Genomic DNA, 14,273 nt, shown 5'->3' with positions numbered 1-14,273 from the left:
GTATTTTCGTAAGTCATTGGGGCAATGAGTTTATTGCCAATTTGACCTGCAACAACGGATATCCGTTTATATTTTTTGCCACTAATGGTGCTTTTAACAGTTTTCTCTTTGGATGACCTTGCAAAGGGTCGATGTAAGTAGGTATCTATACCCGTTTCATCAATATAAACCCTTTGATGGTCATTGAAGGTTGCAAGCTTGGTTAGATCGTTTTCTACTTTGATTGGGTCTTGTTCTTTGTAGGTCGTGGTCTTTTTTTAAGTGTCATACCGATTGATTTTAGTGCATAAAATATGCCTTGTGGTGTACAGGCAAAGTGTTCTGCTATTTCAAATAAATAGGCATCATTGTGTTGTTCTACATAGGTTTTAAGTTGTTCACGGTCTATTTTTCTTGGTTTTGTGCCTTGAGATTGGGCGCTAAGTTCACCTGTATCTCTTTGGAGTTTTTTCCAGCTGTATAGTGCTGAGCGTGATATGCCATAGGCTTGTATTACTTGGTCAATGTCTTTGCATTTGTCCCAGTACGCCATTGCTTTTTGTCGGATTTCAATTGTATATGCCATTTTGTTAGTTTCCGCTATTTTTAGTCTTGTTTCTATTTTAAATTACTATAATTTCTGTAAAAAAATATTAACTCAATATATTGAAATTTACATATTTTATTATTGTTGAAATTATTGGGTCATCGTCCAGCATACTTTTCAAACCACTACTTTTTACTTTAAAATATGTACAATCTTTCATCTTTCTCATTCTCTATTTCCTCATTAGTATTTATGAATGATCTCTTATCTAACCCCGTATTAATTGCAGTCGTACTCATGTTGGCACTTTCTTTTATGCGCGTTCATGTGGTATTGAGCTTGATTATTAGCGCGATGGTAGGCGGTCTGCTTGCCGATATCCCCGCGCAAACGTTGCTAGATTTCGCCCATAGCGATGCCACCACCCCTACTTTAGCCATGAAGCTACAATATGTTTCTAATACTTTTGAGTCAGGTATCGGTAAAGGCGCTAAGGTGGCGCTTTCTTACGCGGTTTTAGGCGCATTTGCGGTCGCAATTTCTTATTCTGGCTTGGCGCAAGCCTTGTGTCGCTTTTTAGCAGGAAGTGTTAAAGAGGGTCCAGGGCAAGCAGGTATTCGTATTAAATGGAGTATTTTGCTCATTCTTTTGGCAATGAGCATGATGAGCCAAAATCTGATTCCTATTCATATTGCTTTCATTCCGTTAATTGTTCCGCCTTTACTCATGATGATGAATCGCCTTGAAATAGACAGACGAATGATTGCCTGTGTACTGACTTTTGGTTTGGTTTGTACCTATATGTTTTTGCCTTATGGCTTTGGTGCAATTTATTTGAACGATATTTTGCTCACCAATATTCAGGAAGCAGGCTTAGAAACGCATAATCTTAGTATTTATCAGGCGATGGGCATTCCGGCGCTAGGAATGTTTATTGGTTTATGTATTGCTATTTTTATCAGCTATCGCAAACCGCGCCATTATGAAGACCGCCCAATTGAAGGTGGTATGCCAGAGCAAGCTCAGACCAAAAAGCGCGATAGGTGGATTGCCACCGCCACTGTAGTTATTGCATTTTTAGTCCAAATTTATACAGACTCTTTAATGTTGGCGGCATTGATTGGTTTTACTTTATTTATGGCAACGCGCGTGATTCATTGGAGCAAAGCAGATGCGATTTTTAATGACGGCATCCGTATGATGAGTATGATTGGCTTTATCATGATTGCGGCTAATGGCTTTGCAGAAGTGATGAAAATGACTGGTGGTATTGAAACCTTGGTCAATCATAGCGCTTTGGCATTTGGAAACAGCAAAGGACTAGCCGCATTAACGATGCTATGCGTCGGGCTTTTGATTACCATGGGAATCGGTAGTTCTTTTTCTACCCTTCCGATTATTATTGTGATTTATGTACCGCTTTGCCAACAACTTGGTTTTTCTCCGCTAGCAACAGTTGCCATTATTGGAACGGCGGGTGCGCTTGGCGATGCTGGTTCGCCTGCTTCGGACTCAACTTTAGGACCAACGATGGGCTTAAATGCCGACGGACAACACGATCATATTCGCGATAGTGTTATCCCTACTTTCTTACATTACAATATTCCATTAATTATTACCGGCTGGATTGCGGCAATGGCGCTGTAAGACCATCATTACTACAATGAAAAAAGCGCTCTTTAGAGCGCTTTTCTTATCTTTATAATTCTAAATTTTGAAGGTAATCTCTAAAGGCTTCACCTAATTGTGGATGCAGCAAGCCCATTTCAACATTCGCTTCTAAATAGCCAAGTTTATCGCCACAATCATAGCGCTTCCCTTCAAAGCGATACGCGAGTAATACTTTTTCTTTTATCAGTTTCTGAATAGCATCGGTGAGCTGTATTTCGCCCCCCGCGCCCAGTGTGGTATTTTTTAGGATAGACATAATTTGTCCTGGCAAGATATAGCGCCCAATGGCTGCTAAATTTGAAGGTGCTTCTTCTGCTTTGGGTTTTTCCACAATGCCTTCAATGGTGCTAGTGCGCTCATCGAGTTTTGCGCCTTCGGTAATAATGCCGTAGCGGTGCGTATGTTCATGTGGGACAGCTTGAACACCGATAATTCCTTGCTGATGCTTTTCAAACAAATCCACCATTTGCTTCATGACTGGTGCGCCGTTAGGATTGGTAATCAAGTCATCTGCCAATAAAATGGCACAAGGATGATCACGAACAATAGGTTCTGCACAAAGAACCGCATGTCCTAAACCCATTGCCATTTCTTGGCGAATAAACATGACGCTCATATCTTTAGGCTTAATACGGCTGACCACTTCAATAAATTCTTTTTTACCGCGTAAATTGAGTTCGTTTTCTAGCTCATAAGCAATATCATAATGCTCAGTAATTGACCATTTATTTCGTCCGGTCACAAAAACCATATTCCGGATGCCTGCGTCATAAGCTTCTTCAACCGCATATTGAATCAGCGGTTTATCCACAATAGGTAACATCTCTTTTGGTGTGGATTTGGTTGCAGGAAGAAAACGTGTCCCAAAGCCAGCGACCGGAAAGACCGCAAGATTTACTTTTTCTGTCATCGTTATTATTCCATTTCTTTAAGTTGTTCAAGTGCTTCAGAAAGTGTATTGGCCGAATAAATGGTTAATTTACCAGCTTTCTTTCTTGGCGCGTTTGCTTGAGGCAAAATGATTCGCTTAAAGCCATGCTGCTCTGCCGCTTTAATTCTTGCCTCACCATTTGCAACAGGACGCAGTTCACCTGCTAGCCCTATTTCACCAATAATAACAGTATCGGGAGGAATAGCAACACCACGCAAACTACTAACCGCCGCTGCAAGCACCGCTAAGTCCGAAGCGGTTTCGCTAATTTTTAAGCCGCCAACAACATTGACATAAACATCCATATCATGCATGGAAATCCCGCCATGCCGATGTAAAACCGCTAATAACATTGCTAATCGTCCGCTATCGAAACCTTGCGTTACGCGCCGTGCATAGCTGCCTCCGCCATTGCCGTCCGCTAATGCCTGAACCTCTACCAATAAAGCACGGCTGCCCTCCCAAACGGGAAAAACCGCACTACCGGGTTGATTGCCATCTGGGCGAGATAAAAAGATTGCACTGGGATTACTCACAGGTTTAAGCCCCACCTCTAGCATGGCAAACATTCCCAATTCATTGACAGGTCCAAAGCGGTTTTTAACGGCGCGTAACATCCGATAACGACTACCGGCTTCGCTTTCAAAATACAGAACCGTATCCACCATATGTTCTAAGACACGTGGACCTGCAATCGCGCCTTCTTTTGTCACATGCCCAATCAGAAAAACGGTGGTGCCCGTTGTTTTTGCAAATCGTACTAACTGCGCAGCGGTTTCTCTTAATTGACTCACGGCACCAGGTGCAGCAGATAGCGCATCCGAATACAAGGTTTGAATAGAGTCAACTACCAATACCTGTGGCGCTTCCGCCTCTGCGGTTGCAAGAATTTTTTCAATTTGCGTCTCGCTATACAGCCGGATTTTTTCGCGCACTAGCCCCAAGCGCTCTGCACGCAAGCCAATTTGGCGTGGCGATTCTTCGCCGCTAACATATAAGCACGCAACCGAATGTGCCAAATGATGCACCGTTTGCAATAACAATGTGGATTTACCAATACCGGGATCGCCCCCAATTAACACCACACTGCCACGAACTAAGCCTCCACCCAAAACACGATCAAATTCACTAATCCCACTGGGAATAACCGTATCTTGAAACAGCTCGACTTGGTCAAGCGTTTGCACCTGTCCAGCCGCAACACCGGCATATCCACTACGCGCACCACCTGTTAACCCACGCGGTTTTTCAGTGACAAGCAGTTCCTCTTCTAGCGTATTCCACTCTCCACAGTCATTACATTTTCCCTGCCATTTTGGATAAGTAGCCCCACAACTCTGACAAACAAATTGCGTTTTTGCTTTAGCCATTGATGACCTCTAATCGAACGCGCGGCGTCAACATCGTCGTCAACGTATAAGGAATCGTATTGGCTTGCTGAGCAAGCTTTTCAGCGGGATACTCCTCTCCAAAAATAACGACGCGCTCTCCTACAGAAAAAACATGCTTTCCTAACCAAACCAAACTCATATCCATTGCAATCCGTCCCACCAATGGATAAACATTTTCGCCAATTCGAACATGAACCTTTCCGCTTTCAATACTACGATTAAAGCCGTCACCATAGCCCAAGGCAATCGTGGCAAGATAGCCATCTTCTTTCGCTTGAAACCCTTGTCCATATCCCGCATTTTCCCCTCGTTTGATATAACGAATCGCTAAAATTTGCGTTTCTAACGTCATTACCGCTTGTAAACCTAAATCTGCTGCCGTTTGATTAGGAAAAGGCGACAAACCATACAGTAAAACTCCCGGACGCGTCCATTCTGCTCGCGCATCCGGCAGACTAAAAATGGCTGCTGAATTAGCAAACGAACGCTGCCAATGAGGAGGTAAAGAAAGCGCATTTAATGCTGCTAATTGCTGCTGAGCATACGTTAAATCAGGTTCATCCGCACAAGCAAAATGGCTCACAATCCCTTGCCACTCAATATGCGGTAATGCGCTTGTTTGGGAAATTGAAGATTGCTCAGCAGGAAAACCCAACCGATGCATCCCACTATCAATTTTCACCCACGCCTTTAAAGGCATTATCAAAGTTTTTAGCCAAGAGAGTTGCTCTGCATTATGAATCACTGGTTGAAAACCTTGAGCCGCACATACAGAAAGCTCGTCCGCCGTAAACACTCCTTCTAACAACATAACGGGCGTTTTTACCCCCAATTCTCGTAATGCCAAAGCCTCTTCAATGCTTGCAACTGCATACATTTTTGGCATTAATGCTGTTGCAACCGTCTTAACATCATGACCATAAGCATTGGCTTTTACCACAGCTACCATTTCCGCCGTTCCACTTGCTGCTGCCAAACTTGACCAATTGTGTTTAAGCGCTGCGAGATTAATCACCTTTTTTAACGGACGCATACCTAATAATCCTCTGGTGGTTCGCCATAAGCTAGATTATCAAATAGCGTATATTCTCCACGGAATGCTAAATAAACGGTGCCAATTGGACCATTCCTTTGCTTGCCAATAATAATTTCCGCTTTTCCTCTATCGGGACTTTCCTTGTTATAAACCTCATCGCGATACACAAACATAATAATATCCGCATCTTGTTCGATAGCGCCCGATTCCCGAATATCTGACATAATAGGACGCTTATCCGTTCGGTTTTCTAAGCCCCGATTAAGCTGAGAAAGCGCAATCACTGGCGTGTTAACCTCTTTAGCTAATAATTTCAAGGCACGCGATAAATCCCCAATCTGCGTCGCGCGATTATCCCCTTCAGGCATTTGCATCAATTGCAAATAATCAATCAATACCAAGCCCAAATCGCCACGTTCCCTTTTTAAACGACGAACTCGCGCTCGTAAATCTGTGACCGATAGCGTTGACGTATCATCAATAAAAATTGGCGCAGTTTTAAGCTGAGTAACCGCTAAATTCATATTCGGCACTTCAGAGGCATCTAATTGCCCCCGCCGTAACTTTTCTTGATGCACTTGCCCCAAAGAAGAAATCATCCGCATCACCAACGAACGTGCAGGCATTTCCAAAGAAAAAATCGCAACAGGTAGCTTTGTCCCTAACGCCACATTTTGCGCTAAATTAAGAGAGAAAGCTGTTTTTCCCATAGAAGGACGACCAGCGACAATAATCAAATCTCCGCGCTGCAAGCCAGCGGTCATTTTGTCTAAATCTTTTAAACCCGTTGAAATACCTGTTATATCACTATCTCGTTCAGATAATTCACGAATATATTGCAACGTTTCCGCTGCTACATTTTGAACCGGAATTAAGCCTTCACGCGTATTATTCTGATACGTTTCTGCAATCGCGAACACCTTCCGCTCAGCATCATCTAATATCGTTCGCGCATCTCGTCCTTCGGGAAAATAAGCACTGTTGGCAATATCTCCTGCCGCACTAATTAAGCGCCGTTTGATACTTTGCTCACGAATAATCCGCGCATAAGCAATCGCATTGGTTACCGTTGGCGTTTCCATTGCTAAAGCGCGTAAATAATTCGGATCGCCAATTTTATCTAGCTGATTTTTCTCGCGCAGACGGTTGGTAATCGTCAAAATATCAAAAGGTTCACCAAGCTCTGCTTGCTCAGCAAGGGTTTGAAAAATAATTCGATTATTTTGATAGAAAAAATCTTCTGCCGATACTAGCTCAGAAACATGGTTCCACGCCTCATTATCTAGCAACAATGCGCCTATGACGGCCTGTTCTGCTTCAGAAGATTTAGGGGGTTCTTTAACACGGCTAACCGCATCATAATCGCTCATAATAAAATAGATCCCTTAATACGATAAGGGATCATTATAACGAGCAAGAATATAAAAAGAATAATGCTTTAAAGCTAATCATTATTTATACATTCTATAAACTATCTTATAAAAAACACAGAAGATAAAACTCAGCATCAAAAATAAAATAATTTATCTTTCACAACAAATATTTATATAATTAAATTAACCTTCACCAAACCACTTTTTATAAATGGCATCATAGGTGCCGTCTGCTTTAATTTCTTGAATTCCTTTATTAAGCGTATTTAACAAGTTATCATTACGACCTTTTTTAAGCCCAAAAGTAAACTCAATCGTTGGAGAATCAGGATCAGTAACGCCATAAAGATGTTGTTCCTTACCTACTGGATGAATATTAATATAATACTGATAAGCTTTTCCAACACTATACCCCATGTCTGCTTGGCCAGTAGCAACTGCTTTTACTGTAAGAAAAGTACTACCTGTCAGCATAGCTTCTCCGCTTCCTTTTTTCTCTACAATGTTTTTTAATAGAGGTTCGGTTGCAGCGCCCGCCTCTGTTATAAATGTTTGACTTCTATCAACCGCCTCTGCAAAATTACTATAACGAGAAGGTGTATTCTGAGGATTTTCTTTAAGTAACCCCATAAAACGAGAATCTGCATAAGGAATGGTTAAATCATATTTAGCTTTTCTGTCTGGCGTAACAATAACCGTTGAAAGAATATCGTGTTCGCCATTATCTAATTTCTCTAATCGCCCTTCCCATTTTGTAATCACAAAAGAGAGTTTTAAGTGCTCTTTTTCCGCAATTGCTTTTAAAATATCCGTGCTAAAACCATCTGCTTGTCGGTTATCGCCAGTAATCATAAAAGGTGGGGCAGAGCTAACAGTTCCTACCACATAGGTTTTATCTTGTGTTTGTGCGATTGCATTAGTATTAAACGCTAGCATAGCGCTAAAAAATAATATCCAGTATTTTTTCATTGATATGTCCATTTGGAAAATAATCTTATTTAAGAAAACGCCATTGATTTATATAAAAATAAAACTCAAAAGGGATACAAAATAACAGCCCAATAATACCTTTCTATTTTAGAAGAAAACAAAAAATAATCTTTACAATTTGTCTATAGCTAAATAAATTTCTACAAAAAAGAAAAGCAAGGGAAATTGGTATTATCCACTTTAGTATTTGCTATGGCAATAAATTATTATCATCTTTCATATAAAGGTTTGAAGATAAATATCTCTCTGTATGACTGTGAGATACGAGTATCTATATATTTTTACCGTTTCGCAATGAAACTTTTTTTAACTTATGCAAAAATGCGTTCGCATCCTAACCAATATCAGGATGATTAAGATTTTTATTTCCCTCACAGAGAGATGATTTACATGAAAAAAACTTTTAGCTCTATCGCACTTGGTTCAACTTTAGCGTTAGCAACCTCCGTTGCCCAAGCAGATGTTAATCCATTTAGCGCTACTAAACTCAACGGCGGTTATGAAACTAAAACGAATGAAGGCGCCTGCGGTGGCAAAAGTAGCGAAGCTAAATGTGGCGGTACGACAAAGCCAAGCGAAGCCAAATGTGGTGAAGGAAAATGTGGTGGTGAAAGCCAAGCTGATTGCACTGACACTAACGCTGACTGCCAAACTAAATCAACCGAAGCCAAATGTGGCGAAGGAAAGTGTGGCGGTTAATAGTTAACTTCTCACTAAAAGACGCAAACGACTTAAACGCTTGCGTCTTTTTTATTTCTAAAATCTTGCCTATCTATCACTTAGATAATTTCATTATTATTTTCTATCTAAGTATGAAAGAAAAGCATCTAAACAATTCTATATTTATAAATATTTAGTATTCAACTTAAGGTGGTACATAATGCCAACCATACCATCATCGCTTTCAAATATTGGTCACGCTGGATTAGGTTTAAGACGAGATTTAATTCCTTCTTTACGCGAAGCACTTAAACAACCAAAAAACTTTTTAACTATTGACTTTTTTGAAGTTTCTCCAGAAAACTGGATAGAAATGGGAGGACGTTATCAAGCTTTATTATCAGAATTTGCTGAATTAAAACCACTAGCAGCGCATGGTTTATCGCTGTCTATTGGAAGCGTCGCACCATTAAATATTGAACATTTAAAACGCATCAAAAAATTTTTAGCTGATTATAAAATTGAGCGTTTTACAGAGCACTTATCTTGGTGCTCAGATGATGGTCAACTCTATGATTTATTGCCCATTCCGTTAAATGAAGAAGCCGTTCATTGGATTGCAGGACGAGTACGACAAACTCAAGACATTTTAGAACGACAAATCGGTTTAGAAAATGCTTCTGTCTATTTCACACCACCGAATTCTACAATGACCGAAGCCGAGTTTATTCAAGCCGTAATTGCTGAAAGTGGCTGCTATCTACATCTAGACGTTAATAACGTTTATGTTAATAGTCAAAATTTTGGCTATGATCCTTATGCACATCTTAAACAACTACCTTTAGAGAAGACGGGCTATATGCATATTGCCGGACATTACGTCGCTGAAGATGGGTTTATCATTGATACACACGGAAAAGCGGTAATTGAGGATGTATGGGCATTACTAGAATATGTTTATCAACTAGCTCCTGATTTAGCGAAAAATGTCCCAATTTGTTTAGAAAGAGATTTTAATTTCCCTGATGCACAAGTGTTAATTGATGAAGTCAGCCATATTAAACGCATTCAAAAGGGCTACTGCTAATGACTTCCCAGCCGCCAAAAAACTTAGCCACGTTTCAACAACAGTTTGGACAATATTTGCGTGATCCAGTAGCGGCTCCCTTACCTACCGGAATTCCTGAAAAGCCAGCAACGATTTATCAACAATTAGTTTTTGATAATTATCGTGGTTTTATTGATAGCTGCTTTCCAATTTGCCGTCGCTTAACCGAAGAGCAACAATGGCTATCATTGATTCGGCTCTGTTTGCGTGAGAATAAAAGCACTAATCCCATGTTTAACAGCATTCCCGCGCAGTTTTTAGCCACTTTAGCAACCGCAGAGCATTTACCGCCTTGGTATCAATCCTTAGCACACTATGAATGGATAGAGCTGGCAATTGATATTCAAGTGGATAGCATCCCACAGACCATTTCTGTTGAGCGACTAAACGAAACCTTACTGACTCCCGCGACTTCTCTACAACTTCTCCCCAACCCTACTTTACAAAATTTGCGTTATGAATGGCCAGTTCACCAAATTAGTCAAGATTTTCAACCAGAAGCGCCGATAGAAACCTATTTACTGGTTTATCGTAATCATGCGCATCAAAGCAATTTTATTGAAATCAACTCAGCAACTGCTCAACTGATTTCATGCCTAACCACAATTGAAACAATAAAAAATCATTCTCTCCTAGAATCATTGGCAATCAAATTAGGATTTGAATTACCCGAACAGTTATACCACTTTTTGGTCCCGCTATTAACAGACCTAATTTACCAAGAAGCGCTTTACTTAAAGGAACAAAACAATGACGAAAGTCGATAAAAAACTAGAACTTTTTAATTTTATCCCCTTACTCGCTATTCGCTTTTATCTCGCGCCGATTTTTATTGTGGCAGGTTGGCAAAAATGGCAAAACTTCGAAAGTACCGCTCAATGGTTTGGCAATGTAGATTGGGGATTAGGATTACCTTTTCCTGAACTATTACTATGGCTAACCATCGCTGCAGAATTTTTAGGCGGAATATTATTACTATTAGGTTTATTTACTCGACTCACTAGCATCCCCCTCATTATTACGATGATTGTTGCGGCACTTACCGTCCATTGGCAACACGGCTGGTTCGCTATTGCTCCCAGCAATCCCAGCACCAGCACCGCGCAATTTTTTGCATGGCTAAATATTCCTGGTGCAGCAGAGAGCCTTGAAAATAGCGTTGCCGTTGGTGAGCGATTACAAATGGCTAAAAATTTATTACAAACCTACGGACATTATGATTGGCTGACCGAAACGGGTTCGTATGTCATACTCAATAACGGCATAGAATTTGCGACAACCTACCTCATTATGCTAACCGTTTTACTCATTTACGGTGCGGGGCGCTATTTTAGTTTGGATTACTGGATCTCTCGTCTTTTTCTAAAATCTCGTTAAACTCTATCTTTAAAAAAGATTTTTCGCCATCCTTTAAGCAATAAACTGTTTTCAGGGTGAACAATAAACCGTTGCACTTGCTTAGGTGGCGCCAGTATTTCTGGCGCTATATTTAAATCTATTGCTATCTTTTGAATATAGCGTTCTAACTTTTCCTGATATTTCTTCTGCACGCCTGTCAATCGAACAGCTCTAGGTCGGCTAGGAATGATTTCTTTACGTATCTTTTCAAATACAGTTTCTACTTGTTCAATATTACTTAGCATCAGATGATCATGCGGCAGATATTCTGCCAAAGTCACACTATCTGTTGGTTGCCGAATAGCAATTTGAACAAGTTTTTCATCACTGAGAACATTACGCCGAGGCAAGTCATATTGAGCAGCATAATATTCTCGAATAGCAATCAATGCCTGAGCCGAAAATAGATGTGGTTGTCTTAACTTTTGTGGCGCGCCTTTTAACTTATACCAAGGTAAAGATTGTGGCAGTTGCCGCCCCGCTACTTCTAACATTCTGCTGCATTCTTCTTGCCACCATTCTAATCGATTTAACCTTGCAAGCTCCTCAACCAAATAAGGATAAACTTGACTTAATAACCCTACGTCATCTGCTGCGTATCCGCATTGCGCATCAGATAGTGGACGAGCCAACCAATTACTCCGCGTTTCACTTTTATCTAATTTTATCCCCAAATAATATTCAACTAAATCAGCATAACTAATCATCTTTTTAGGGTAACAAAGTGCGAAGCCGAGTTGCGTATCTCGAATCTGTGTCGGTAATTGCCCACTTTCGGCACGTAACAACTCTAAATCCTGTCGTCCCGCATGCAAAACAATTGGGGCTTGATGCTGCTGAAGTTTTTTCCATAAATATTTTAATGAATGTGCTAATGGATCAAAAAGTGCAGCGGCACGCCAGTGCGGCTGATGAATTTGTACTAAAGCGAGCTTAGGATAATAACTATGTTCTCGTACAAACTCACTGTCATAACAAATGATTGTATTCGGCTGAAAAGTCCATGCAGGCGCATCTTCCCAAGACGTATAATTCATGAAAGCAAATAATAATTAAATCATCAAAATAACATGAAAAGACCCAATGGTGAATACTACTTGAATTTATTAGAAAAAACGCATAAAATGCGTGTCCTTGTCAAATATTACTTTGACATTTCCTTGCTGTCTAATCACAGCTGTTTATCATCCATAAGGAATCTTTATGAGACATTATGAAATCGTATTTTTGGTCCACCCAGACCAAAGCGAGCAAGTCAATGCTATGGTAGAGCGCTATCGTTCACAAATCGAAGCAGGTGGCGGAAAAGTTCATCGCTTTGAAGATTGGGGACGTCGTGTATTGGCTTATCCAATTAACAAATTAGTCAAAGCACATTACGTATTAATAAATATCGAATGTAACGACGATACTTTACGTGAACTAGAAAGCAACTTCCGCTTTAATGATGCTATTCTGCGTCATCTTACCATTCGTCGTGATGAAGCAATCACAGAAGCTTCACCAATGATGCAAGACGCTAAAAAATAAGGAGACACCATGGCTCGTCGCAAAAGAATTTGTCGTTTTACCCAAGAAGGTGTAAACGAAATTGATTACAAAGATTTAGAAACCTTAAAAGGTTACGTTACCGAAGTTGGCAAAATTGTTCCTGCTCGTATTACAGGCACAAATGCTTACTATCAACGTCAATTAGCTACGGCTATTAAGCGTGCTCGCTTCCTAGCTTTAATGCCATATACTGATCAACACTAAGGAGCACGTATTATGGATATTATTTTATTAGATCGTGTCGCTGGTTTGGGCGATTTGGGCGATAAAGTTAGTGTAAAATCTGGCTATGCTCGTAACTTCCTCATCCCACAAGGAAAAGCAACTGAAGCGACCAAAACCAAAATCGCTGAATTCGAAGCTCGTCGCGCAGATTTAGAAAAACAACAAGCAGAACGCTTAGCAGAAACAGAGCGCCGTGCAGAACAACTTAATGAAAAAGTTTTAACCATTTTTGCTAAATGTGGTGATGAAGGAAAACTTTTTGGCTCTGTTGGCACACAGCAAATTGCCTCTGCCGCTGAGCAACAAGGTTTAACCTTGGCGCGCAACGAAATCCTTATGCCACATGGAACCATTCGTGAACTTGGTGAATACCCAATTGATTTAAAACTCTACGGCGATATTCATGCACAAGTTATTGTTCGCATTGTTGAAGCAAACTAATCAACTTTCTATTGATTTAGCAATCTTTTATAAAGCCCGTTTTTAAACGGGCTTTATTTATTTAACGTACAATAAGGCACATTAGTATTCATATTTAAGTTTAGAAGATCGAGGAAATTATGGCTGAATTAGAATTATTTGATGCCGAAGTCGTATTTACGCAAGCTGCTGCGCAGAAAGTTGCTAGTTTAATTGCAGAAGAAGAAAATCCTGAACTAAAACTAAGAGTATATATTACTGGAGGCGGTTGTTCAGGGTTTCAGTACGGTTTTACTTTTTCAGAAGAGTTACAAGAAGGTGATGCCATTATCACAACTGACGGTGTAACTTTAGCAATTGACCCCATTAGCTACCCTTATCTTACTGGAGCAGAAATAGACTATAAAGAAGATATACGAGGCGCTCAATTTGTTATTCGCAATCCCAATGCACAAACTACGTGTGGATGCGGCTCCTCTTTTTCCGCATAAATTTAATCTATACTCACTTTGGTTGCAATAGCTGAAGTAACGCATAGGCGGTTGTTTTGGTTTTTTGCTTTGCATTACTATTAAAAGATAAAATTGTCTGTAAATAATTTTTCAACTGCGGATGTTCTAAGGGCAATGTTCGTGCTTCAATTTGAACAATTAATTCGTGTGTAAATCCTTTTAATGCTGGCTGTAATACCAACCAACCGTTTTTTTGAAATAACTGGTAAAAAGATGCTGTATGATTTCTTTCAGGAATAAGAGCCAATTCATTGATCAAATACCACTCTATCATGCGCAGACGATAGGTATCAGGCTGCTGCAATGCTTGCGTATAAAGATGGTAAAGCTCAACATCAGCATAATCTATTTTCGTATGATGTAATAAAAGTTCATTTAAATACGAAACACTTAACCATTTTTTACCATTAAGCTGATAGTAACGAAGAATTTCGCTTTTCTGAATGACAAATAGCTCGTTTCGTTTTATCCCTGTAATTGA

At 40.2% G+C, this 14,273-nt stretch carries 16 protein-coding genes and 1 pseudogene; 9 read left to right on the top strand and 8 right to left on the bottom strand.

Annotation, left to right across the window (positions count from 1 at the left end):
* Positions 1 to 565, bottom strand: a pseudogene (locus A5N85_RS16360) (IS630 family transposase); the annotation flags it as partial.
* Positions 566 to 778: 213 nt separating this feature from the next.
* Between A5N85_RS16360 and A5N85_RS00480 the strand changes: the two are divergent.
* Positions 779 to 2,173, top strand: a complete 1,395-nt coding sequence (locus A5N85_RS00480; protein ID WP_072575458.1) for a Na+/H+ antiporter family protein — start codon at positions 779 to 781, stop codon at positions 2,171 to 2,173.
* Between the two features lie 52 nt (positions 2,174 to 2,225).
* Here the strand turns inward: A5N85_RS00480 and galU are convergent, their stop codons facing one another.
* The 5 genes from galU to A5N85_RS00455 form a co-directional block, all read right to left on the bottom strand.
* On the bottom strand, positions 2,226 to 3,107 hold the full coding sequence (gene galU, locus A5N85_RS00475; protein ID WP_072575457.1) for a UTP--glucose-1-phosphate uridylyltransferase GalU: 882 nt from the start codon (positions 3,105 to 3,107) through the stop codon (positions 2,226 to 2,228).
* Between the two features lie 5 nt (positions 3,108 to 3,112).
* A complete protein-coding gene (gene radA, locus A5N85_RS00470; protein ID WP_072575456.1) occupies positions 3,113 to 4,498 on the bottom strand; it encodes a DNA repair protein RadA in 1,386 nt (461 codons plus the stop codon).
* Positions 4,491 to 5,552 carry an alanine racemase gene (gene alr / locus A5N85_RS00465; protein WP_072575455.1) on the bottom strand — a complete coding sequence of 354 codons (1,062 nt, stop codon included), beginning with the start codon at positions 5,550 to 5,552 and terminating at the stop codon, positions 4,491 to 4,493. The genes radA and alr overlap by 8 nt, the downstream gene beginning before the upstream one ends.
* Before the next feature lie 2 nt (positions 5,553 to 5,554).
* Entirely contained in the window at positions 5,555 to 6,925 is a 1,371-nt protein-coding gene (gene dnaB, locus A5N85_RS00460; RefSeq protein WP_072575454.1) for a replicative DNA helicase, read from the bottom strand.
* Between the two features lie 186 nt (positions 6,926 to 7,111).
* Entirely contained in the window at positions 7,112 to 7,897 is a 786-nt protein-coding gene (locus tag A5N85_RS00455; protein ID WP_072575453.1) for a transporter substrate-binding domain-containing protein, read from the bottom strand.
* A gap of 411 nt (positions 7,898 to 8,308) precedes the next feature.
* Between A5N85_RS00455 and A5N85_RS00450 the strand changes: the two genes are divergently transcribed.
* The 4 genes from A5N85_RS00450 to A5N85_RS00435 all read left to right on the top strand — a co-directional run bounded on the left by A5N85_RS00450 (position 8,309) and on the right by A5N85_RS00435 (position 11,063).
* Entirely contained in the window at positions 8,309 to 8,617 is a 309-nt protein-coding gene (locus tag A5N85_RS00450; RefSeq protein ID WP_211268017.1) for an HvfA family oxazolone/thioamide-modified RiPP metallophore, read from the top strand.
* 181 nt (positions 8,618 to 8,798) lie between these two features.
* Entirely contained in the window at positions 8,799 to 9,665 is an 867-nt protein-coding gene (locus tag A5N85_RS00445; RefSeq protein ID WP_072575451.1) for an HvfB family MNIO-type RiPP peptide maturase, read from the top strand.
* The gene (locus tag A5N85_RS00440) at positions 9,665 to 10,453 is read left to right on the top strand and encodes an HvfC family RiPP maturation protein (protein WP_072575450.1); all 789 of its coding nucleotides are present in this window, start codon (positions 9,665 to 9,667) and stop codon (positions 10,451 to 10,453) included. The genes A5N85_RS00445 and A5N85_RS00440 overlap by 1 nt, the downstream gene beginning before the upstream one ends.
* Positions 10,437 to 11,063 carry an HvfX family Cu-binding RiPP maturation protein gene (locus A5N85_RS00435; RefSeq protein ID WP_072575449.1) on the top strand — a complete coding sequence of 209 codons (627 nt, stop codon included), beginning with the start codon at positions 10,437 to 10,439 and terminating at the stop codon, positions 11,061 to 11,063. The genes A5N85_RS00440 and A5N85_RS00435 overlap by 17 nt, the downstream gene beginning before the upstream one ends.
* Here A5N85_RS00435 and A5N85_RS00430 read toward each other — a convergent pair.
* Complete coding sequence (locus A5N85_RS00430) at positions 11,060 to 12,121, bottom strand: ribonuclease D (RefSeq protein WP_072575448.1); 1,062 nt, start codon at positions 12,119 to 12,121, stop codon at positions 11,060 to 11,062. The two genes, A5N85_RS00435 and A5N85_RS00430, sit on opposite strands and share 4 nt — an antisense overlap.
* A 166-nt stretch (positions 12,122 to 12,287) precedes the next feature.
* Between A5N85_RS00430 and rpsF the strand changes: the two genes are divergently transcribed.
* From rpsF to erpA, 4 genes are all read left to right on the top strand, one after another.
* Entirely contained in the window at positions 12,288 to 12,614 is a 327-nt protein-coding gene (rpsF, locus tag A5N85_RS00425) for a 30S ribosomal protein S6 (protein WP_072575447.1), read from the top strand.
* Between the two features lie 9 nt (positions 12,615 to 12,623).
* Positions 12,624 to 12,839: a 30S ribosomal protein S18 gene (gene rpsR / locus A5N85_RS00420; protein ID WP_072575446.1), complete on the top strand. Its 216-nt coding sequence runs from the start codon at positions 12,624 to 12,626 to the stop codon at positions 12,837 to 12,839.
* A gap of 12 nt (positions 12,840 to 12,851) precedes the next feature.
* Entirely contained in the window at positions 12,852 to 13,301 is a 450-nt protein-coding gene (gene rplI, locus A5N85_RS00415) for a 50S ribosomal protein L9 (protein ID WP_072575445.1), read from the top strand.
* 119 nt (positions 13,302 to 13,420) lie between these two features.
* Complete coding sequence (gene erpA / locus A5N85_RS00410) at positions 13,421 to 13,771, top strand: iron-sulfur cluster insertion protein ErpA (RefSeq protein WP_072575444.1); 351 nt, start codon at positions 13,421 to 13,423, stop codon at positions 13,769 to 13,771.
* A 13-nt stretch (positions 13,772 to 13,784) separates the two neighbouring features.
* Here the strand turns inward: erpA and A5N85_RS15500 are convergent.
* The coding region (locus A5N85_RS15500) for a hypothetical protein (protein ID WP_072575443.1) at positions 13,785 to 14,273 on the bottom strand (489 nt) is incomplete at its 5' end.

The organism is Suttonella ornithocola (genome assembly GCF_001889065.1).
GTDB classification, from domain to species: domain Bacteria; phylum Pseudomonadota; class Gammaproteobacteria; order Cardiobacteriales; family Cardiobacteriaceae; genus Suttonella_A; species Suttonella_A ornithocola.
Note: the sequence above shows the minus strand (reverse complement) of the source record. Positions and strands in the feature narration are given on the sequence as shown.

Coding starts and splice junctions, on each gene's coding strand:
- A5N85_RS00430 (WP_072575448.1), bottom strand. CDS start 12,121: ATGAATTATACGTCTTGGGAAGATGCGCCTGCATGGACTTTTCAGCCG.
- A5N85_RS00440 (WP_072575450.1), top strand. CDS start 9,665: ATGACTTCCCAGCCGCCAAAAAACTTAGCCACGTTTCAACAACAGTTT.
- dnaB (WP_072575454.1), bottom strand. CDS start 6,925: ATGAGCGATTATGATGCGGTTAGCCGTGTTAAAGAACCCCCTAAATCT.
- A5N85_RS00435 (WP_072575449.1), top strand. CDS start 10,437: ATGACGAAAGTCGATAAAAAACTAGAACTTTTTAATTTTATCCCCTTA.
- A5N85_RS00480 (WP_072575458.1), top strand. CDS start 779: ATGAATGATCTCTTATCTAACCCCGTATTAATTGCAGTCGTACTCATG.
- rplI (WP_072575445.1), top strand. CDS start 12,852: ATGGATATTATTTTATTAGATCGTGTCGCTGGTTTGGGCGATTTGGGC.
- alr (WP_072575455.1), bottom strand. CDS start 5,552: ATGCGTCCGTTAAAAAAGGTGATTAATCTCGCAGCGCTTAAACACAAT.
- erpA (WP_072575444.1), top strand. CDS start 13,421: ATGGCTGAATTAGAATTATTTGATGCCGAAGTCGTATTTACGCAAGCT.
- A5N85_RS00445 (WP_072575451.1), top strand. CDS start 8,799: ATGCCAACCATACCATCATCGCTTTCAAATATTGGTCACGCTGGATTA.
- radA (WP_072575456.1), bottom strand. CDS start 4,498: ATGGCTAAAGCAAAAACGCAATTTGTTTGTCAGAGTTGTGGGGCTACT.
- A5N85_RS00450 (WP_211268017.1), top strand. CDS start 8,309: ATGAAAAAAACTTTTAGCTCTATCGCACTTGGTTCAACTTTAGCGTTA.
- rpsR (WP_072575446.1), top strand. CDS start 12,624: ATGGCTCGTCGCAAAAGAATTTGTCGTTTTACCCAAGAAGGTGTAAAC.
- A5N85_RS00455 (WP_072575453.1), bottom strand. CDS start 7,897: ATGAAAAAATACTGGATATTATTTTTTAGCGCTATGCTAGCGTTTAAT.
- galU (WP_072575457.1), bottom strand. CDS start 3,107: ATGACAGAAAAAGTAAATCTTGCGGTCTTTCCGGTCGCTGGCTTTGGG.
- rpsF (WP_072575447.1), top strand. CDS start 12,288: ATGAGACATTATGAAATCGTATTTTTGGTCCACCCAGACCAAAGCGAG.